Below are 20,561 nucleotides of genomic sequence, written 5' to 3' on the forward strand. Positions count from 1 at the left end.
AAGGCTCCCAAACGGGAGCCTTTTTATTGGTTTACTTAATGTTATTTAAGCTCTTGCTCAAAAAGTTTATGGATACGACGATATTCATCTAGCCAGCTTGATGGTTGACGGAAACCATGGGGCTCGACAGGATAGATCGCTGTTTCAAACATTGGCTTTTCAAGTTCAATCAAACGTTGTACTAAACGCACGCTGTCTTGAAAAAATACATTATCATCTAAAACGCCACTCATGATTAGCAATGGCTTTTGCAATCCTTGAGCATGTTCAATCGGCGAGCTGCGCTCATAGGCGATAGGATCGACATCTGGGGTATTCAAAATATTAGAGGTGTAAGGTGCATTGTAATGTGCCCAATCTGTTACCGGACGCAAAGCTGCCCCCGCTTGGAATAGTTCAGGCTCATTAAATAGCGCCATAAATGTTAAGAACCCACCATATGAACCGCCGTAAGTACCTACTTTACCAGCATCAACATTGACGTTTGCTGCCATCCAACTGACGCCATCTTTAAGATCTTCAACTTCCGGTGTCCCCATTTGACGATAAACAGCGGTACGCCAATCTCGGCCATAACCTTTTGAGCCACGGTAATCCATATCCATCACAACATAACCTTGTTGTGCGAGTAAGTTGTGGAACATGAACTCTCTAAAGTAGCCTGAGAAGCCATAGTGAGCATTTTGCAAGTAACCAGCACCGTGGTTAAAAATAACCGCTGGGTACTTGTCAGCGTTCTCTTTGCTGTATCCTTGTGGCAAATAAACACGTGCGTACACTTCACCAGCGCCATGAGATGATGGCACGGCGACAACCTCTGGTGCTTGCCAAGCGTAATTTTTAAACGCATCACTGGTATAATCAGTTAGCTGCTTCATCTCTCCGCCAAGTGGTTGCACAAATAGTTCAGCAGGTCTGGTGCGAGTAGAGGCATTTAGCAGTAACTGCTTGCCATCTGGGCTCAGGCTGTAATCTAATTGCCCTTGCCACTGTGTCAGCTGCTCATCTTTACCAGTAGCAATCTCTACTCGGTAAACATTATCGATACCTGGGTGGCTCTTGTTAGCTTTATAGTAAATAAACTGCGCTTTAGGGCCTAAGGTGATGTCACTCACCACGTATTGGCCTTGAGTCAAAGCACGCGCTTTCTGACCTTTAGCTTTAAGATAGATATGTGAGTAACCCGTCTCTTCAGAAAGGTAGTAAAGGCTGTCGCTATTTGGTAACCAACCGTACTGGTTAAAGTTGTAGTTAATCCATGCATCATCATGTAAACGGTGCTCAGTCTTTAAGTTACCTTTAGTAAGATCAACTGTCGCTATCCAACGATCTTTATTGTCGACAGCTTCAAGCATTACCGCGAGTTTGTCGCCAGATTCACTCCATTGCATCGCGCTTTGTGACCAGCCCCAATCTTGAATGCGCTGGATCTTACGAGGTGACTTTTCACTGTTATAGCTTTCCCCTTTCGCTTGGGCATTTTCAGCTTTTACACTGGCGAGCACATCTTCATCAAAACCAGTAAGCCCTTCGATAGTGATATCTTTCTTGCTATGAGTTTGTAAGTCGAGCAGCATTAGACGTTCACCAGGAGGGGTATCTTCAGCGACGCGAGCTCGAGCAGGCACTGCATCAACATATCCATCCTTACCTAAATAATTAGGCATAATGTCATGTTCGGCGCGCCAGCTATAATCTTTGTCTCGCAGTGACAACAAAACATAGCGTCCATCTGGTGATAAACTCAGTTCCGTCACCGTTTCTGAATCGCCCAAATACCATGTCTTTGCAGACATAGTCGGATCAGCTTTAGCTAGCGCTTCTTTATACTGCTGTTTAGATTTAGCATTACTTTGTTGCAGTGCAACATACTCAATTAGGCGATGCTGCTGTTTAGCAATATAGCTTGTTGGCTCTTGCACACCTTTTGGCTCTGCTGCCATTTTGATGTTTGCTAGCTGCTCAGACAGACCAGAGTTATGGTCTATCTTGAAAATATTATCTCCCTGCCAATAAGCGATATCACCGTTGTTAAGAAAACGAACGCCATCGACTTTAGTATTTTGACGGGTCAATTGGGTAATTTTTGACGAGCTGAGATCTTTAACGAACAAGTTACCTTGGTATATGTAAGCTTTACGGGCTTTGTTATTATCGACTACCCCGTACTCTTGATCTGCTGCGTGCAATTGATTTAGGGCAAGTTCACTTGCAACTGTGTCAGTAATACTTTGCTGATAATAACTGCGGGTTGGTGAACCATGGGCTTGGCGAGAAAAATAGATAGATTGGCTATCGTCACTCCAATATGCGCCTTTTGCTTGTAGCCCCATCCAATCAGGGTTAGCCATGATTTGATTTAGCGTAAGCGCTTGGTCTACTTGTGGCGGTGCAGATAAAGCCACAACATTTGTTGAGAGATTCTTTTCTACTACTGGTACATCTGTAGTCGTTGTCGATGAGCAACCCGCTAAAATAGCGACTGTTAGCGCACTCAATCCGATATGACGAATGACGTCTTTCATTATCCATCCCTTTTATTATTGGTATTTTTGCGGACTTTTATACCACACTTTCTTAAAGGGACTTGTCTAAAATTAAGTAAACTTTGTAACAGATAGTAGCAATTTATCTCCATCAGTATAAAGATTTGCTCGCTAGACGAGAGTTTAGCTGTTTAGAGAGAGGCTTTGAGTGAATAACATTGTATTTCGTCGCTCAAGTTCATTAACGCAATATCACAGCCGCTAAAGTCGCCATAAGCAATGTTTCTTATTTCTGACTTCTTACTTCTTACTTCTTACTTCAGTGTTGAGTATACGTATAACGGTATCACCATTAGGCCATTTACCCGCCTTAAATTAATTTGTCAAAAACTCTCACAGTAGACCAAATTCACATATTGATTGCTATTAGGTGATATCTATAAAATTGGCTAACAAGTTATGGCCTTGCTCAGTCAAAATAGATTCTGGGTGGAACTGCACAGAGTAAATTTTACTAGCGGCACAACTCATCGCCATTATCTCACGGCCATGAATTGGATCGTCATACCAAGCATCCAAACTAAAGCCTGCAGGAATTTCATCAATCAATAAAGAGTGATAACGGGTAACGGTTAATGGGTTATTAAGCCCGTCAAAAAGGCCTTCTCCGTTATGGGCTATTTTACTGGTTTTACCATGCATCACTCTTTTAGCTTTTATCACTTCAGAGCCAAAAACCTGTGCGATAGCTTGGTGGCCTAAACAAACACCTAAAATAGGCAGCTTTCCAGCGAAGTGCTTGATGATAGCAAGAGAGAGTCCAGCTTCATTAGGCGTACATGGGCCAGGAGAGATCACTATATGAGTGGGGTTGATAGACTCTATATCTACGAGGGTAAGCTCATCGTTTCGCTTAACCACTACACTTTGCTGCAATTGCTGAAAATATTGCACTAAGTTATAAGTAAAAGAGTCATAATTATCGATCATTAAGATCATAGCTGTGCCGTAAGCCTGTTCTTCTTTAGCGCCATTTAATGTCAAAGGCCAAAAAGCTCGCCTTTGATGCCACTGAGTAATAGTGTAGTTGGGCGCAGATGCTACCACAGAGTTAACACATCTTCACCGCACTCTAGCTTTTCAGTAAATTTTTCCAATAAAAAAGCCAGTCAAATGACTGGCCTTTCTGTTTGGTTACAACCTATTTTACTAAGGTCAAATGACCTCGGCGTTTAGGCTCCTTAACCTCTTCTTTGACCTCTTCAGGCTCACTAACCTCAGCAACGGGCTCTTCTACTACAGAAAGACCCGCTTCTTCAGTTTCTTCTAATTGGTACGCTTCTTCGACATCAAAGACAGTACCTGCGCCATTTTCTCTGGCATAGATAGCGACAATTGCAGCCATAGGCAACAACACCTGCTGAGGTACACCGCCAAAACGTGCACTGAACTCAATAAATTCGTTAGTGATCTGTAGTCCGCCTACAGCACTTTCGGTAATATTCAGCACAATCTGACCATCTTTAACATACTGCTGTGGAACTTGGGTGCCTGGCACATAAGCATCAACAACAACATGGGGCGTTAACTGGTTATCCATCAACCAGTCATAATAAGCCCGCAACAAGTATGGACGATTCGGGGTTAACTCTTTCATTAGATACCCATGCGCATTTCGCGCTCAGTCTCTGTCAAAGAAGCTTTAAATGATTCGCGGTCAAACAAACGAGTCATATATGCTTTAATATCTTTTGCAGCACGGTTATCGAGTTCGATACCCAATACTGGTAGACGCCATAATAACGGGCCTAAGTAGCAATCAGCTAAACCGAACTCTTCACTCATAAAGTAAGGCACTTCACCGAAGATAGGTGCGATAGCCGTTAAGCTTTCAGTCAACTCTTTACGAGCCGCTTCGGCGCGATCGCCTTTTCTAATGCGCTCTACAAGTTCATACCAATCTTCTTCAATGCGGTGCATCCAAAGACGAGTTTGGCCACGTGAAACCGGATAAACAGGCATTAGTGGAGGATGAGGAAAACGCTCATCTAAATATTCCATAATAATGCGAGAGTTATACAGTACTAATTCTCTGTCAACCAATGTAGGTACAGTGTTGTACGGGTTTAGCTCGATCAAGTCTTCAGGGATCTCATCTGGATCAACCTGCAATACGTCAACCGTTACGCCTTTTTCAGCAAGAACGATACGTACCTGATGACTGTAAAGGTCATCTGCGCCTGAATACAGGGTCATGATTGAGCGTTTGTTGGCAGCAACAGCCATTGATACCCTCCGGGATTCACAATTCAAAAAGCAAAAATGCAAAAGCAAACGAGGAGCAAAGCTCCCCGTTTACAATATGCGGATAATACATTCTACCCTTTAATAGGGCTTAGTGTACATCTTTCCAGTATTCTTTCTTTAAGAGGTAGGCCACAATAAAGAAAATAAATAGGAAGCCCATCACCCACCAACCTAAGCTTTCACGCTCAAGTTTTACTGGGTCGCCAGCGTAAACCAAGTAGCCAGTAAGATCACGGACGTATTGGTCATACTCTTCAGCAGATAGTGTACCGCCAGTCGCAACTAAAGTGCCATCTTCCTGTTTAACCGATAGGCCTTGTAGCTCTTCAAGTACATGAGGCATACCCACAGATGGGAAAACCGTATTATTCACACCAAATGGACGGCTTTCATCTTTATAAAAACCTTTAAGGTATGAGTAAATCCAATCTTCACCGCGGACACGTGCAACCAAAGTTAAATCTGGTGGTGTAGCACCAAACCACTTAGCCGCATCAGCTTCTGGTATCGCATTTTCCATCAATTCACCAATTTTGGCGTCATCATGGATATATTTAGCCCGCATGTCATCTAGCGAAATTCCCAAATCAGTCGCTACACGTTCATAACGCTGATATTGAGTGCTATGACAACCGGCACAGTTATTTTGGAAGTGATCCAAACCACGCTGCAGCGACTCTTGGTCATTAAGATCTATATTAGCTTTCTCTAGGTGAGCAGTGCTCCCAGCAGCGATTGCCAATGTTGGAACCAAGGCGACTAATGCAATCAATAATTTTTTCATTAGTGTGTCAACCTCTCTGGAACAGGCTTAGTCTTCTCATTCTTACTGTAAATCCATAGTAGTAAGAAGAAGCCAAAATAAGTCACTGTAAAGATACGTGCCGCAATAGTGAGTGCAGGTGTAGCAGGAACTGCACCTAAGTAACCAAGTACCACGAATGAAACAGCAAACTGACTAATATTCAGCTTGTGAGCCATGCTGCGGTAGCGAATTGACTTAACACTACAACGATCTAACCAAGGTAAGATAAACAGTACAGCAATGGCTAAGCCCATGCCGATAACACCCATTAACTTATCTGGAATCGCACGCAAAATTGCATAGAAAGGTGTGAAGTACCAAACTGGCGCAATATGTTCAGGCGTCTTCATTGGGTTAGCCGCTTCAAAGTTTGGCTTCTCAAGGAAGTAACCACCACCTTCTGGCATAAAGAACAATACATAACAGAAGACAATCAAGAAACCAGCAACGCCCATGATATCTTTAACTGTGTAGTAAGGGTGGAATGGGATACCATCTTTTGGCCAGCCATTCTCATCTTTGTTCTTTTTAATCTCGATACCGTCTGGGTTATTAGAGCCCACTTCATGCAGTGCAATAAGGTGTAAGAACACCAACACAACAAGTACTAACGGTAGCGCAATAACATGCAATGCGAAGAAACGGTTCAGGGTTGCGCCGGAGACGACAAAGTCACCACGGATCCACAATGTTAGGTCATCACCAATAACGGGGATAGCGCCGAACAATGAGATAATTACTTGTGCACCCCAGTAAGACATCTGTCCCCAAGGTAGCAAGTAACCCATAAACGCTTCAGCCATCAACACGAGGAAGATAAGCATACCGAATAGCCATAGTAGTTCTCTAGGCTTCTGATACGAACCGTAAATAAGACCACGGAACATATGCAGATAGATCACCACAAAGAAGGCCGAAGCACCAGTGGAGTGCATATATCGCAGCAACCAACCGTACTCAACATCACGCATAATGTATTCAATAGAAGCGAACGCACCTTCAGCCGTTGGTACGTAGTTCATTGTTAACCAAATACCGGTAAGTAATTGGTTAACAAGTACTAGCATGGCTAATGAGCCAAAAAAGTACCAAAAGTTAAAGTTGGTTGGTGTCGCATATTGACCGACGTGACGATTATACGTCGCGGTCATCGGGATACGAGCATCAATCCAATCAATGATATTCTTAACCATTACGCAGCTCCTTTATCAACACCGATAATCACGGTGCCATCATCAATATACTGATGTGGAGGGATAACTAGGTTCAATGGCGCAGGTACACCTTGGAATACGCGACCAGCCATATCAAACTTAGAACCGTGACAAGGACAGAAGAATCCTGAAGCAACACCCTCGACTTGCTCACCAAACGTGTCTGGTAAGTAAGTTGGAGAACAACCTAGGTGAGTACACAAGCCAACGGCTATGAAATATTCGGCCTTAATTGAACGCCCTGGGTTTTGTGCGTATACAGGCTGCTGTGGTTCAACAGAGTCTGGATCGCGAAGCTGAGCGTCAATAGTAGGCAGACCATCTAAGATCTCCTGTGTACGACGAACAACCCATACAGGTTTACCACGCCATTCAACTCGAATAAGTTGACCTGGCTCGACTTTACTTATGTTTACTTCAACCGGCGCACCTGCTGCTTTCGCTTTGGCACTCGGATTCCATGACTTTATAAACGGAACCGCTACAGCAGCGGCACCAGCACCACCTACTACGGCGGTTGCTGCGGTCAGAAATCTGCGACGTCCGGTATCGACTGGCGCATTGCTCATCCACTTGTCTCCAGAGAGTGTTGGAATTTTTGTTTTATTAAGTTTCTTAAATTCTGACTTAAGCCAGAGATTAAAAATCTAAATTTGAGGCGGGGCTCATTATAGCCAAAAATTAGAACCAGATCATAGTTAAAACACACAACAAAGTTAACTATGTTGCTTTTAGTGGCCATTCTGCGCAAAAAGAAAGCATCTCGGCTAACATTTTATGCAAATTAACTTAAAAGAACATGAAAATACATTTTAATTATCTTGTTCTAAATTAGCCACTTATACATTCTAAAGTGAGGTTATTGTCGATACAGCAGAATAGTTGACTGAATAGGTAGGAATAAAATTCAGGCCTAAAATTAAATCTTTCGCACATAAAAAAGGCCTAACAGTTGTTAGGCCTTTTCCGATCAAGCGATAAGGTTATTTACCTGTAGAGCTCTTCATATATCTAAAGAATTCACTGTCTGGCTCAAGAACCATGACATCGCGATCGCCGTCAAAACTTGATTTATAAGCATCTAAGCTACGCATAAAACTGAAAAACTCAGGGTCTTTAGTATACGCGTCAGCATAAATTTTAGCCGCCTGCGCATCACCTTCACCGCGAGTAGTCAGCGCTAAACGCTCAGCTTCTGCCGTTTGAATCGTCACACTTGCATCAGTCTTAGCACGAATGATTTCAGCCTGCTCTTGCCCTTGAGCGCGATGCTCTTTTGCAACAGCTTGACGCTCAGCACGCATACGTTGGTAAATACTAGTGCTGACGTTTGCTGGCAAGTTAATTTGCTTAACACGAACGTCAACAACTTCGATACCTAGATCTTCTGCACTTTCAGAAGCATTTTTCAGTGCATCTGATTGTAGCTCATCACGACTTCCCGAAACGATCTCTTTAATCGTACGGCGACCAAACTCAGTACGAAGGTCATTGTTGATCTTGCGTTGTAGCAAGGTTTCAGCGTTGGCCTTAATACCACCATTGGTTGACAAGTAGTAACGTTCAAAATCCAAGATGCGCCACTTCACATAAGAATCGACCATAAGATCTTTCTTCTCTGAAGTTACAAAGCGATCTGCTGCGCCATCGAGCGTCTGTACACGAGAGTCCAGAAATTTAACCTTATCAAGCATAGGGATCTTAATGTTCAGGCCGGGCTCGTATACGCGAGTGATGCCATCATCCTTCAGGACTTTACCAAAACGCGAAACGATGGCACGCTCACCTTCGTTAACCACCAAAATAGACGACAAACAGATGGCAACAAGTACAGCTGCTATTACCGCAGTAAATTTACCCATACTTAATTCCTCCCCGTACGATCACCTCTTGATGGACGACCATCAAGAGGCATACTGCTATTATTTGTCGTGCTGTTGACCGACATTATAGGCTGTGCGGGTTTACTTTTAGTGCTAACAGACTTATTTGACTGGCTATTTTGCATCAACTTATCGAGTGGCAAATACATCAAGTTTCCGCTATTTTTAGCATCAATAAGCACTTTGCTAGTCCCACTCATCACTTCTTGCATCGTATCAAAATACATACGCTCACGAGTAACATCTGGGGCCGCCTGATATTCAGGGAGTAACTGTTCAAAACGGGCAACTTTACCTTGCGCTTCAAGCGTGACTCTTTGCTTATAAGCTTTAGCTTGTTGATCCATTCTTTGTACAGTACCACGAACCTTAGGCTCTAACTGACGAGAGTACGCTTCGGCTTCACGGATAAAGCGTTGTTCATCTTCTTGAGCGGCGATCGCGTCATCAAAGGCATCTTTAACCTCTTCAGGTGGACGAGCAGGCAAGAAGTTAACGTCAACAATCACGATACCTAGTTTATAAGGTTCGATAATACGCTCGATTTCGTTCCACGTATCACGACGGATCTTATCTCGACCAGTAGTCAAGATATCGTCCATGGTGTTGTGACCGATCACATAACGCAATGCACTGTCAGTGGCTTCACGTAAACTAGCATCTGCATCAACTACACTGTAGAGATAGTTTTTAGCATTATTAACTCGAAACTGTACGTCAAGTTGCACTAAAACTACGTTCTCATCGGCTGTTAGCATGCTACCAGAAGCAGGGATCGAGCGAACAGTTTGCACGTTCACAGGAGTAACTTCATCAATGAAGGTCGCTTTCCATTGAAGGCCTGGATCAACTTCTCCAATATAGCCACCAAAACGCAACTCAACACCTTTCTCAGCTTCTTTCACTGTGTAGAAGCCAGATAGCCCCCAAACAACAACAGCAATAGCTAAAACAATCACTAAGCTCATTGAACTTATGCCATTGCCTGAACCATTGCCTTTACCGCCAAAGCGTTTAGAAAGGTTACGAAAAACTTCATCTAGATCTGGTGGTCCCTTATCGTTACCACCTTTCTTTCCCCAAGGGTCTTGACCCTTGTTACCGGGCTCGTTCCAAGCCATTTAGTACTCCATAGTGTATGAAATAAACGAGATTACTAAAATTACTATTTATACGGCGACATCATCGACGATAAAAGTTTCTATTTCACCAAGGCTCTGCTTTACCAGTCGACGCCAATCGGCCTCTAACAAGCGTACAGAGATCATACAGTTCCCCAGATCGTCATACTCTTTCTGCTGTATTACATCCAGTTTATAAAACTGACCAAGATAGTGCCCTGCCGAAGCAGGGATTTGCAAGGCTAGTTCTTTGACAGCTTTACCAACTAAATCGTTGATCGCTTCTTGAACTAGTTCCAAGCCTTTTTGCTGCTGGGCAGATACCCAGACTCTAATTGGCTTACCTTCATCATCATAATCAATGCGAGGTTTCACCTCATCCAGCAGATCGATTTTATTACATATAATCAACTGAGGAATTTCGTCGGCATCGATCTCTTTGAGCACGCTTTGTACCTGCTCAAAATTATCAGCCATATTTTCATCTGCGCTATCGACAACATGCAGTAACAAATCTGCTTGTCGTGTTTCCTGCAGTGTCGCTTTAAATGCAGCAACTAGGTCATGAGGCAAATGCCTAATAAACCCTACTGTATCCGCCAAAACAATATGACCGTCTGGCAGTTCCAGCTTTCGCAATGTCGGATCTAACGTAGCGAAGAGTTGATCAGCAGCGTAAACATCTGACGCTGTTAATGCATTAAATAGTGTCGATTTGCCAGCATTGGTGTAACCGACTAAAGAAACCGTCGACATATCACTTCGCTGTCTGGCTCGACGGCTTTGGTCACGCTGTTTATCAACTTTTGCTAAACGCTTATTAATCGTGCGAATTCGCCCTCTCAATAAACGTCTATCAGTTTCAAGCTGGGTTTCACCTGGTCCACGAAGACCAATACCACCCTTTTGCCTTTCTAAATGCGTCCAACCTCTGATAAGACGCGTTGACATGTGGCGCAGTTGCGCTAGCTCCACCTGTAACTTGCCTTCATAGGTTCTTGCTCTCTGAGCAAAAATATCTAGGATTAGAGTTGTTCTGTCGAGTACTCGACATTCACACAAATGCTCAATATTTCGTTCTTGAGCTGGGCTTAACGCATGATTAAAAATCACTACGTTAGCATCTGTGGCCGCTACCATCGCCGCCAACTCTTCCGCCTTACCTGAACCGACAAAAAACTTTCGGTCCGGTGCTCGGCGACTTCCTGTAATAACTCCGATTGACTGTGCCCCAGCAGACTCAACTAATAGTTTAAGCTCTACTAAATCCTCTCGGCTGTCATCATCGGAGAAATCGACATGGACAAGTACCGCACGTTCTCCTGCCTCATAACGATCAAACAAAAAGCAATCTCCTCAAAAAATTACTTCTCATCACTTTCGTCATGCTGCGCGTTATAACCAGCCTGTGCATTTGTCGCTTGGTGGTTACTCACGTTAAATGGGCGTGAAGGTACCACTGTAGAAATGGCATGTTTGTAAACCATCTGGCTTACTGTGTTTTTAAGTAAAATTACAAACTGATCAAAAGACTCAACTTGTCCTTGTAACTTAATGCCGTTAACAAGATAAATAGATACTGGAACGCGTTCACGACGCAATGCGTTCAAAAACGGGTCTTGTAAAGATTGCCCCTTTGCCATTTTCTAATTTCCTTTTTTATGTAATATCAATAGTAATTCTAATACTAGAAAACTTTATTCTTTGGTTTTAGTATTATACAGCTATCGCCAATTAGCTAGCGACTATATCGCAATACTGTATCAAGATTATTTTCAGCACCGCTTTCAAGCCAAATTAAGTCTGGCCAACCACGCAACCATGTTAATTGACGTTTTGCTAACTGCCTAGTAGCCACAATAGCTTTTTCAACCATAGTTTCATAGTCATATTCGCCATCTAAATGCTGCCAACATTGTCGATAGCCTACGCAGCGCATAGAGGGCAGTTCCAAATGTAAGTCATCACGGGACTTTAATCTTTTAACTTCTTCAACAAACCCTAGACCTAACATAGCCTTAAAACGTGTTTCTATTGCTTTATGTAACACCTTTCTGTCGTTAGGTGCAATCGCAAATTGTATCGCTTCATAAGGGAATGCATCCGACTTTACTTTCGTTAACTCAGTTAAAGACTTGCCGCTAATCCGAAAAACCTCTAATGCTCTTGCTAATCGTTGCGGATCATTAGGGTGAATACGCTCAGCAGCAACAGGATCAATCTCTTTTAATTGATCATGCAGTGCTTGCCAGCCATCGGCTTGTGCTTCAGCCGCTATCTGCGCTCGAATCTCATCATTAGCCCCTGGAAGAGGTGATAAGCCTTCTATCAAAGCTTTAAAATACATCATAGTGCCACCCACCAGTAACGGGGTCTTACCACGGCTGATGATATCTTCTATTTTGAGCAATGCGTCTTTTCTAAAGTCTGCAGCAGAGTAGCTTTCTGCTGGGTCGATAATATCAATCAGATGATGAGGAGCAACAGCAAGCTCTGCGGCATCCGGCTTAGCACTGCCAACGTCCATTTGTTGGTAGATCAATGCCGAGTCCACGGAAATAATTTCGCAGTCATAATTTTTAACCAACTCAATAGCCAGCGCAGTTTTACCTGAAGCGGTTGGGCCCATTAAGGTGATTATTTTATGTTTTCTCTGTTCAGTCACTCTGAGATTCTTTCATCCATTGCTGCCAAGGAAGTTCCTGGCTTTGCTTATAAAGAGCGCTTTTTGCGCTAGTATCTAATGCATTAAATGCTAACCACGCCTCGGCGCTGGCTGTAAAACGACTTGAAGCTTGTATCGCGAGCCAATGAACTAACGCATCATCGCTCGGCTCTTCAAATCGAATCCATTGTAATAACTCTGGGATTAAAACAGCCAATTGGCTGTCTCTCAGATATGGGGGCACTTTTTTAATAATCAACTGCCCAAGTCGGATAGATAGCTCAATTCCCAACTTTCTTAGCAATTGTTCTCGAGTTTCAATAACTTCATTCCAAAGATTATCGGCAGGTAAAGCCACAGGCATCAGCAAAGGTTGACCCACTAATCCTTGCGCCAATTTAGCTTGGATCTGTTGCCGTGCGGTTTCTTTAATCACATCAGCAATACTCAGCAAGCGGATACTGTCCTCTTCGACTATAACCCAATATTTATCAGCCAATATTGCAGGCATCTTCACGCTAGCGTCCGACACCGCCGAAGCATGCGGATTACTGACCACTTTCCCGCTTGCGGGTTCTGCATTACTGCTACTTAGCAAACTAGCATAAGCTTCTAAGCTACTTTGGCTGGGCAGTTCCACATCAGCCCTATGAGTCGCAGGTCTTAAAGGTGTTCTATAGTTAGACTGCCCTTGATTATAGCTAGTTGCTGTTGTCGTCAAAGGGCGTTCATTGACTGCTATAGGCTTTGTATCTGGCTCACTATAACTGCTAGAGGAAGCATTACTGCTTGTACTGTTAGGTTCAAAAGTGACTCCGCTTTCATCTGTAGGTTCAGCCTCTGCTTCAAGCCCCAGTTCAGATGACTGCGCCATAGCAGATTGCAGAGCTTGCAAGATATAATCATGCACATAACGGCTTTGATGAAAACGCACTTCATGCTTAGCGGGATGAACGTTGACGTCAACCTGGTGAGGGTCTAACTCGAGCATTAGCACATAGCCGGGCGATACGCCTGCTGCATATTCAGAGAATGCTTGTCTCACCGCATGATTTACTAATCTATCTTTTACCAAGCGGCCATTGACATAGAAGTACTGTGTTTCACAATAGCCACTGGCTGCACCAGGGGCTTGTAAATAACCGCTTAACGTAAGGTCATTATGATTACAGTTTATATGTAAGCAGGTTTCTGCAAATGCTTTACCGCAAACTTGCCCCAAACGCTGCAAATATTGGATTTCAGTTATCGCTGGACGATAATTGCGTACACTTTTTCCATTATGCTTAAGGGTAAAGTGAATATCTCTTCTAACCAAAGCGATTCGCTTTAGCCACTCATCGATATGAGTAAACTCAGTTTTATCACTTTTTAAAAAACGACGGCGCGCGGGAGTGTTAAAAAACAGGTCAACAGCTTCGATAGTGGTTCCAACTGGATGAGCTGCAGGCAGTATTTGCACCGCCATCTCAGTGCCTTCAGCTTTCGCCTGCCACGCTTCAGCTTGGGTTTCTGTTCTAGACGTTAACGTTAGGCGCGAAACTGAGCTGATACTGGCTAACGCTTCACCGCGAAACCCAAAGCTCATAATGGCTTCTAAATCATCTAAAGATTTAAGCTTCGAAGTCGCATGACGAGATAAAGCTAAGCTTAAATCTTGCTTAGGGATCCCAAAACCATTATCTCGAATACGGATCAGTTTACTGCCACCTTTGTCTATTTCTATATCGACTCGGGTTGCACCAGCATCTAAGCTGTTTTCTACCAGCTCCTTGATAACAGAAGCTGGCCGCTCAACAACTTCACCTGCCGCTATTTGGTTAGCAAGTTGAGGTGGTAATTTTTCTATAGCCATTATTTACTCTTTAACTGCAACATATTTACGCCCGCGGTATCACTAACGTCTGCCCTATTCTTAAAGAATCAGATTTCAGTTTATTAGCTTTTTTCAAGCTACTAATCGAGATCTGGTATCGATGGGCAATAACCGACAATGATTCGCCACTACGGACTTTATGCTTAGTATTACTTTTACTCGCCAGTAAAGAGTTAACCGGAGGGTTGGCCTCAAAATACTTAACCACGCCCTTATGCACCGCTTTGGCGAGATTATTTTGATGCTCTCTTTGGGAAAGGAGGCGCTCCTCTTTATGGTTGGAGATAAAGCCAGTCTCAACCAATATTGAGGGGATATCAGGCGACTTTAGCACAGCAAAGCTGGCGGACTCTGGCTTATGCTTGTGTAGCTTTGTCACTTTACCCAAATTGGATAACACATCACCTGCGATGTTATGGCTGATCGCCATCGAACGGTCCATCGACATATCGAGCAAGGTCATCGCCAAATATTGTTCATTGTCGGTATTTTGAATAATTTCACCAGCGCCACCCAGCAACTCCGAATGCTTCTCTTTTTGCTCTAACCAACGACCAATTTCACTGTTAGCTCGACGCATAGATAAAACCCAAACTGAAGCTCCACGAGGTTGAGGAGAGGTAAAAGCATCAGCGTGAATCGAGATTAACAGATCCGCTTTACTGGTGCGGGCAATCTCTGAACGGCGATTCAAATTAACGAAATAATCACCTGTTCTGGTCATTACCGCCTTCATTCCAGGTGTGGCATTAATTTTTGCCGCGACTTTTTTTGCTATCTGCAGCACCACTTTCTTTTCGTACATGCCTGAAGGGCCAATCGATCCGGGGTCATCCCCACCATGACCGGCATCGATAGCGACGATGACATCACGCAAAGCGGTAGCGGGCTTACCCGGCTTGCTTTTAGCCTTAGTGCTTCCACCGTCCAGATCAACAACCAAGCGATTGCCATAGGGTGCCGTTGGTGGCAATGCAAACAAATTTGCTTTAAGCGGCTTTGTTAAATCAATAACAATTCTGAGAGTGCCTTTCTCTGGTGGCGAACTCTTTCTTATTCTTTTTACTAACTTGCTGTTATTGGCGATTTTACCCAAGTCGACTTTATTGGAAGACGATTTTAAATCAACAACTAAGCGATACGGATTGGTTAATGTGAAATGGCTGTATTTCGGGGATTTGCTCAAATCAAAAACAATACGTGTCGATTCAGGCGCCGCCCACACTCTTACGCCTTCGAGTTTGTTCGCGCTCTGCGCAAAAAAAGAAGTACATAAGCTAAGTAATAGTAGAGCTAACTTAAATATATTATTGTTTATTATCATTATTATTTAAACACGCCAATATTTCTTCGCCCTTAGTAGAGAGAGCCTGTAATTCTATTTGTCGCCCAGTATTAACATATTTGATGTAGATATGTATATCAGCCTGCGGTAATAGACCATGTCCACGATCAGGCCACTCTACAATACACAAACTACGTTCAGTGAAATAATCACGTATCCCCATGAACTCCAACTCTTCTGGATCATAGAGGCGGTATAGATCAAAGTGAAATACGTCAATGCCCGCTATTTCGTAGGGTTCAACCAAAGTATAAGTAGGACTCTTTACTGCACCATCATGACCTAAGCTTTGGATTAGCCCACGACTAAAAGTCGTCTTCCCAGCCCCTAGATCGCCACTCAAATAAAGCGTTAATGGCGGCGTAATCAAGGCTGATAACTTATTGCCTAAGCTAACTGTCGCCTGCTCGTCTTTAAGATCTAAGCTGATTGATTGTATATTCATATTGATTTAAAAAGATGCCCTAAATAACACGTTTCCTAGAATGCGCTACTTTAACCTAATCACCTAAATTTCTAAACTAGATTTGATTAACCAACTGATGAATATAAGGCATAAGATCACTCGCAAGCATCCCTCTCTCCCCCTCTTTAGCAGCAAGATCTGCAGCATCTCCGTGTATGACAACGGCTAAACAAGCTGCTTGCATATTGTCATAGCCTTGCGCCATCAAGGCCCCGATAATGCCAGATAAAACATCACCGCAGCCACCGCTTGCAAGCCCGGGGTTACCAACGGGTGCAACGATACACTCCTTACCGTCATAAATTAGCGTACCAGCGCCCTTTAATACAATAACGCCACCGTATTTAGCATGCAGCTGGCGAACTGCATTAAACCTATCTTGCTCGATTTCAGCAATACTGACATTTAATAGCCTAGCAGCTTCTCCAGGATGAGGCGTTAGTACCCAGTTTTTACTGGTTAATGAAAACTGACTAAGTAAATTTAACGCATCTGCATCTATCACACTGGGTTTATCGGCTAGGTCAACAGCTTTCAATAAATTGTAACCCCAGTCAGCGGTGCCGAGTCCAGGGCCAATAACCAATACATCAGCCCAGCCTAGCTTTAAGTACACTTCCATATCCACTAGCTCACAACCCCAGAACATCAATTCAGGTCGGGTAGAGCAAATCACTAACTGATGCTCAGGTCTAGAAACCACTGTGACCAAACCAGCTCCGCTTCTTAAACTTGCCTCGGAGGCCAATCTCACCGCCCCAGACATCCCCTTATCGCCACCGATAACAGTGACTTTACCGCTCTTTCCTTTATGCGAATCTCTTCTTCTTGGTTTAAACACCTTTGGAAGATCTTTGCTCACTAACTTTTTGAGAGCACTTTTAGGTAAGAAAGAGGTTAAACCAATATCAGCTAAGATTAACGCCCCACAAAAATGTCGCGCCTGGCTGGTCAGTAAGCCTTGCTTAATCGCGCCAAAAGCCAGTGTCATATCGGCTTCTATAGCTACCTGTTTCGCCATCCCAGTATTAGGTTCAATCCCAGATGGAACATCGAGTGACAAGACCCACGCAGCACTGTTATTTACAGCATTAATAATAGAGACAAGTTCATCACTTAGCTCTCCGTTGACTCCCGTGCCGAGTAGGCCATCGACAATCACATTCGCATGATTAATTTCGTCAATATTGAAAGGAGAGCAGTGACCGCCACTCTGCTCAAACTTAACAATAGCCTGCAATAGTTCCTCAGAAGGCCTGTGGGCAAGTGAGGCCTGTAAACAGACAGACCAACCTGCTTTAATCAACATTGCCGCAGTGGTATAAGCATCAGCGCCATTATTACCATGCCCGGCGAGGATCAAAACAGACTGAGTAGGAAGCTCAAGTGATTGGAGTTGTTCAAAAGCCGCCGATGCGGCTCGCTCTACAAGATTAAAAAGGCTTATATCACTATCTTTGACAGCAGTAATCTCAGCCAGCCTCACTTGCTCGACTGAATATACTGGTAATAATGCAGATAAATACTTTTCGCTCATTAAGCTTTTCCTAGAACTGAACTTCAACTAATTTAGAATATTAGTCAATAAGACTGAAACTCATATGAATTGTTCACTTATAAGACCTTTAAATCTCCATAGTTTGATCTAACACAAGTATGCTGATGCATTAGCCTTCCAAAGGATCAAAAAAGGCACCGTTAAGTGCCTTTAGCTTAGACGAAACCGAGCTATGAAATTAGATATCGTCCATACGAATACTACTATGCACTAGACGCTGTTGTTGAATTTTTTCCACTCTAACTAAATCTTCAAGCGCGCCTTTGGTCTCGCTACAGGCTGAAGACAAAGCGGTTTTCTCTATTAAGCCTATCAGCTTATTATCAAGTTCTAGATGTAACTCCAAAACATCATCTTCGGTCATATTGGCGGGTAAAGTCTGTTTTTGACAGCGAGAAACAAAGTCTTCAAAAACGATATCTTTATACCAGGTATCAAGTATTTTCTTAGGCGCTTCATCGATATAGTTTTCAAGCTTCTCAGCTGTTTGGCGTTGATGATGCTGAAAATACTCTAGCATTAACTTAACTCGTGAAGAATCCGCTTGGGTATGCAAACGACTATATAGCTGAGCCATCTCAAGGCGACAAGTCGCTACATAATCTATAAGCTCACTAAGTTGTTGAATACGCATATACCGCTCTCCTATCGCTCGCACTTTCGGTGACAAGCTAAAAATTAGTCTAATGCTATTATGGTCTGAACAAAAAACTGAAGATTTGAAGGCTGTCATGTTTTATCTATTCCAAACACGCCTACTTTAGAGATTATTAAAGAAACTAGCGCTCGATCACGCTATCGCACCTCATCCCAGCTTGTTCCTCTCAAATTATAGTCACTTCAATCTCATTAAATAGTTTAGTGCATGAAATAACTCATAGAGGCATCTTTACCGCAAGCTTGAAAGAAAATGCATTGAAACTTGAGACAGCAGTGAGCTTTTGACTTAAACAACAGTGGATTCGAACCGATGACCTATTCCTTGGCAAAAGAGGGTATCAACTTCATCTACATACACAGCTGAACTGCAGATTTTTTTTCTTTCGTGGTTTTTGAGGTTATGGCTTTTGATGATTGGAGTTTATGGAGGAAGATTGGAGCGAGCTTTTAGCTTCAAACTACAGTGGGTTCGAACCGATGACCTATACCTTGGCAAAAAGAGGGTATCTACTTTATCTACAAGCACAACTGAGCTATGCATTTATTTTGCTGTAGTTTTTTGAGGTTTTGAGGTTTTGAGGTTTTGAGGTTTTGAGGTTTTGAGGTTTTGAGGTTTTGAGGTTTTGAGGTTTTGTAAGAGAAAGATTGGAGCGACATATCGGGTTCGAACCGATGACCTATACCTTGGCAAGGTATCGCTCTACCAACTGAGCTAATGTCGCATAACCTTTACTTTGATTGCAACGACATATCGGCTTCAAAACAAACAACCGATGACTTATACCTTGGAAAGGTATCGCCCTTTTGCTCTTATAAAGAGTCAACTGAGCTAATGTCGCATAACCTTTACTTTGATTGCAACGACATATCGGCTTCAAAACAAACAACCGATGACTTATACCTTGGCAAGGTATCGCACTTTTGCTCTTATAAAGAGTCAACTGAGCTAATGTCGCGTAATCTTTTAAATTGGAGCGACATATCGGGTTCGAACCGATGACCTATACCTTGGCAAGGTATCGCTCTACCAACTGAGCTAATGTCGCATAACCTTTACTTTGATTGCAACGACATATCGGCTTCGAAACAAACAACCGATGACTTATACCTTGGCAAGGTATCGCCCTTTTGCTCTTATTAAGGAGTCAACTGAGCTAATGTCGCGTAATCTTTTAAATTGGAGCGACATATCGGGTTCGAACCGATGACCTATACCTTGGCAAGGTATCGCTCTACCAACTGAGCTAATGTCGCTTTAAACTTTTCTACTTACCGAATTTGGTGATCCAATAAGCTAATATTTGGAGCGACATATCGGGTTCGAACCGATGACCTATACCTTGGCAAGGTATCGCTCTACCAACTGAGCTAATGTCGCAATATTTTAAATGCTGTTTTAACCATACTATGTCAATTAGAAGGTATCGTCTTTCACCTTTATCGACTGAGCTAATGTCGCATTTCAACTTTTATTATTAATCGCTAGGTTTGCCGCTTAGCGAAAAGTTGAGGCCGCATTATAGGAGAATTTCACTGCTCTGCAACCCCTTCTTGCAAATAAACTGACTGAATGGTCAAATTTTAAATACTTTTGCACGATAAAACTGCAATTCAGCGATAGACTCTTGAATATCGAGTAACGCTTGGTGAGTATTTTGTTTAGTAAAGCCTTCCATTGCTGAAGGCTCCCAGCGGCGTACAAGCTCTTTAACTGTACTGACATCAATATTTCGATAATGGAAAAAGTCTTCAAGTGCTGGCATATAGCGATTTAAAAAACGGCGATCTTGGCCAATGCTGTTACCACACATAGGTGAAGCACCCGCTGGAACATATTGCGACAAAAACTCAATCGTCTGCGCAATAGCGTCTTCTTCGCTAAATTGGCTGGCTTTTACTCGCTCAACCAATCCTGATTCACCATGATGCTTCTGGTTCCAATCGTCCATTAATGCGAGTTGTTCATCAGTTTGATGAATCGCAATAACAGGCCCTTGCGCGATAATATTTAACTCTTTATCGGTTACTATAGTCGCAATTTCAATAATCCTATCAACAGCAGGCTCTAGCCCTGTCATCTCAAGATCGACCCAAATAAGGTTGTTTTCATCTATAGCCATAAAGCGACCTGTAATCCCTGTTAGCCTAAATTCAGGCTTTTTTGTTTAAGACGGT

18 protein-coding genes and 5 tRNA genes are annotated in these 20,561 nt (G+C 43.0%); all 23 read right to left on the reverse strand.

The window, feature by feature from the left end; translation table 11 throughout:
* Nucleotides 1-41 precede the first annotated feature (41 nt).
* Nucleotides 42-2,525: a S9 family peptidase gene (locus tag L2730_RS04335; RefSeq protein WP_248973466.1), complete on the reverse strand. Its 2,484-nt coding sequence runs from the start codon at nt 2,523-2,525 to the stop codon at nt 42-44.
* Nucleotides 2,526-2,912: 387 nt separating this feature from the next.
* Entirely contained in the window at nt 2,913-3,485 is a 573-nt protein-coding gene (locus tag L2730_RS04340; protein WP_248973598.1) for an aminodeoxychorismate/anthranilate synthase component II, read from the reverse strand.
* 202 nt (nt 3,486-3,687) lie between these two features.
* Entirely contained in the window at nt 3,688-4,143 is a 456-nt protein-coding gene (locus tag L2730_RS04345) for a ClpXP protease specificity-enhancing factor (RefSeq protein WP_248973467.1), read from the reverse strand.
* A complete protein-coding gene (gene sspA, locus L2730_RS04350; RefSeq protein WP_020910988.1) occupies nt 4,143-4,772 on the reverse strand; it encodes a stringent starvation protein SspA in 630 nt (209 codons plus the stop codon). Before sspA ends, L2730_RS04345 begins: the two co-directional genes overlap by 1 nt.
* 109 nt (nt 4,773-4,881) lie before the next feature.
* Complete coding sequence (locus L2730_RS04355; protein ID WP_248973468.1) at nt 4,882-5,577, reverse strand: cytochrome c1; 696 nt, start codon at nt 5,575-5,577, stop codon at nt 4,882-4,884.
* Nucleotides 5,577-6,791, reverse strand: coding sequence for a cytochrome b (locus tag L2730_RS04360; protein WP_020910986.1), 1,215 nt, complete (start codon nt 6,789-6,791; stop codon nt 5,577-5,579). The genes L2730_RS04355 and L2730_RS04360 overlap by 1 nt, the downstream gene beginning before the upstream one ends.
* Nucleotides 6,791-7,381, reverse strand: a complete 591-nt coding sequence (gene petA, locus L2730_RS04365; RefSeq protein ID WP_020910985.1) for a ubiquinol-cytochrome c reductase iron-sulfur subunit — start codon at nt 7,379-7,381, stop codon at nt 6,791-6,793. The genes L2730_RS04360 and petA overlap by 1 nt, the downstream gene beginning before the upstream one ends.
* A gap of 414 nt (nt 7,382-7,795) precedes the next feature.
* Entirely contained in the window at nt 7,796-8,674 is an 879-nt protein-coding gene (gene hflC / locus L2730_RS04370; protein WP_248973469.1) for a protease modulator HflC, read from the reverse strand.
* A 2-nt stretch (nt 8,675-8,676) separates the two neighbouring features.
* Complete coding sequence (hflK, locus tag L2730_RS04375) at nt 8,677-9,816, reverse strand: FtsH protease activity modulator HflK (RefSeq protein WP_220736550.1); 1,140 nt, start codon at nt 9,814-9,816, stop codon at nt 8,677-8,679.
* A 48-nt stretch (nt 9,817-9,864) separates the two neighbouring features.
* Nucleotides 9,865-11,160 carry a ribosome rescue GTPase HflX gene (gene hflX, locus L2730_RS04380; protein ID WP_248973470.1) on the reverse strand — a complete coding sequence of 432 codons (1,296 nt, stop codon included), beginning with the start codon at nt 11,158-11,160 and terminating at the stop codon, nt 9,865-9,867.
* Nucleotides 11,161-11,180: 20 nt separating this feature from the next.
* Entirely contained in the window at nt 11,181-11,459 is a 279-nt protein-coding gene (gene hfq / locus L2730_RS04385) for an RNA chaperone Hfq (RefSeq protein ID WP_202286414.1), read from the reverse strand.
* Between the two features lie 95 nt (nt 11,460-11,554).
* Nucleotides 11,555-12,481: a tRNA (adenosine(37)-N6)-dimethylallyltransferase MiaA gene (gene miaA / locus L2730_RS04390; protein ID WP_248973471.1), complete on the reverse strand. Its 927-nt coding sequence runs from the start codon at nt 12,479-12,481 to the stop codon at nt 11,555-11,557.
* Nucleotides 12,474-14,336 (reverse strand): DNA mismatch repair endonuclease MutL, encoded by a 1,863-nt coding sequence (gene mutL, locus L2730_RS04395; RefSeq protein ID WP_248973472.1) that lies wholly within the window; start codon nt 14,334-14,336, stop codon nt 12,474-12,476. The genes miaA and mutL overlap by 8 nt, the downstream gene beginning before the upstream one ends.
* Before the next feature lie 25 nt (nt 14,337-14,361).
* On the reverse strand, nt 14,362-15,681 hold the full coding sequence (locus L2730_RS04400; protein WP_248973473.1) for an N-acetylmuramoyl-L-alanine amidase: 1,320 nt from the start codon (nt 15,679-15,681) through the stop codon (nt 14,362-14,364).
* Nucleotides 15,665-16,141, reverse strand: a complete 477-nt coding sequence (gene tsaE / locus L2730_RS04405; RefSeq protein ID WP_248973599.1) for a tRNA (adenosine(37)-N6)-threonylcarbamoyltransferase complex ATPase subunit type 1 TsaE — start codon at nt 16,139-16,141, stop codon at nt 15,665-15,667. Before tsaE ends, L2730_RS04400 begins: the two co-directional genes overlap by 17 nt.
* An 82-nt stretch (nt 16,142-16,223) precedes the next feature.
* Nucleotides 16,224-17,705: an NAD(P)H-hydrate dehydratase gene (locus L2730_RS04410; RefSeq protein WP_248973474.1), complete on the reverse strand. Its 1,482-nt coding sequence runs from the start codon at nt 17,703-17,705 to the stop codon at nt 16,224-16,226.
* Between the two features lie 199 nt (nt 17,706-17,904).
* Nucleotides 17,905-18,360: a hypothetical protein gene (locus L2730_RS04415; protein WP_248973475.1), complete on the reverse strand. Its 456-nt coding sequence runs from the start codon at nt 18,358-18,360 to the stop codon at nt 17,905-17,907.
* Nucleotides 18,361-19,032: 672 nt separating this feature from the next.
* A tRNA-Gly gene (locus L2730_RS04420) sits at nt 19,033-19,108 on the reverse strand.
* Between the two features lie 248 nt (nt 19,109-19,356).
* Nucleotides 19,357-19,432 (reverse strand) — tRNA-Gly (locus L2730_RS04425).
* 20 nt (nt 19,433-19,452) lie between these two features.
* Nucleotides 19,453-19,550: transfer RNA gene (locus tag L2730_RS04430), tRNA-Gly, on the reverse strand.
* 14 nt (nt 19,551-19,564) lie between these two features.
* Nucleotides 19,565-19,640: transfer RNA gene (locus L2730_RS04435), tRNA-Gly, on the reverse strand.
* A gap of 48 nt (nt 19,641-19,688) precedes the next feature.
* Nucleotides 19,689-19,764, reverse strand: a tRNA-Gly gene (locus L2730_RS04440).
* 196 nt (nt 19,765-19,960) lie between these two features.
* Entirely contained in the window at nt 19,961-20,506 is a 546-nt protein-coding gene (gene orn, locus L2730_RS04445; RefSeq protein ID WP_020910972.1) for an oligoribonuclease, read from the reverse strand.
* Between the last annotated feature and the right edge of the window lie 55 nt (nt 20,507-20,561).

It is taken from the genome of Shewanella kaireitica (assembly GCF_023284045.1).
In the GTDB taxonomy this organism is placed as follows: domain Bacteria; phylum Pseudomonadota; class Gammaproteobacteria; order Enterobacterales; family Shewanellaceae; genus Shewanella; species Shewanella kaireitica.

Bases quoted from the DNA above. Each gene is read 5' to 3' on its own strand.
- hfq (WP_202286414.1), bottom strand. From the start codon at position 11,459: ATGGCAAAGGGGCAATCTTTACAAGACCCGTTTTTGAACGCATTGCGT.
- L2730_RS04355 (WP_248973468.1), bottom strand. From the start codon at position 5,577: ATGAAAAAATTATTGATTGCATTAGTCGCCTTGGTTCCAACATTGGCA.
- L2730_RS04335 (WP_248973466.1), bottom strand. From the start codon at position 2,525: ATGAAAGACGTCATTCGTCATATCGGATTGAGTGCGCTAACAGTCGCT.
- mutL (WP_248973472.1), bottom strand. From the start codon at position 14,336: ATGGCTATAGAAAAATTACCACCTCAACTTGCTAACCAAATAGCGGCA.
- L2730_RS04340 (WP_248973598.1), bottom strand. From the start codon at position 3,485: ATGATCTTAATGATCGATAATTATGACTCTTTTACTTATAACTTAGTG.
- L2730_RS04345 (WP_248973467.1), bottom strand. From the start codon at position 4,143: ATGAAAGAGTTAACCCCGAATCGTCCATACTTGTTGCGGGCTTATTAT.
- petA (WP_020910985.1), bottom strand. From the start codon at position 7,381: ATGAGCAATGCGCCAGTCGATACCGGACGTCGCAGATTTCTGACCGCA.
- L2730_RS04400 (WP_248973473.1), bottom strand. From the start codon at position 15,681: ATGATAATAAACAATAATATATTTAAGTTAGCTCTACTATTACTTAGC.
- L2730_RS04415 (WP_248973475.1), bottom strand. From the start codon at position 18,360: ATGCGTATTCAACAACTTAGTGAGCTTATAGATTATGTAGCGACTTGT.
- orn (WP_020910972.1), bottom strand. From the start codon at position 20,506: ATGGCTATAGATGAAAACAACCTTATTTGGGTCGATCTTGAGATGACA.
- L2730_RS04360 (WP_020910986.1), bottom strand. From the start codon at position 6,791: ATGGTTAAGAATATCATTGATTGGATTGATGCTCGTATCCCGATGACC.
- sspA (WP_020910988.1), bottom strand. From the start codon at position 4,772: ATGGCTGTTGCTGCCAACAAACGCTCAATCATGACCCTGTATTCAGGC.
- L2730_RS04410 (WP_248973474.1), bottom strand. From the start codon at position 17,705: ATGAGCGAAAAGTATTTATCTGCATTATTACCAGTATATTCAGTCGAG.
- hflC (WP_248973469.1), bottom strand. From the start codon at position 8,674: ATGGGTAAATTTACTGCGGTAATAGCAGCTGTACTTGTTGCCATCTGT.
- hflK (WP_220736550.1), bottom strand. From the start codon at position 9,816: ATGGCTTGGAACGAGCCCGGTAACAAGGGTCAAGACCCTTGGGGAAAG.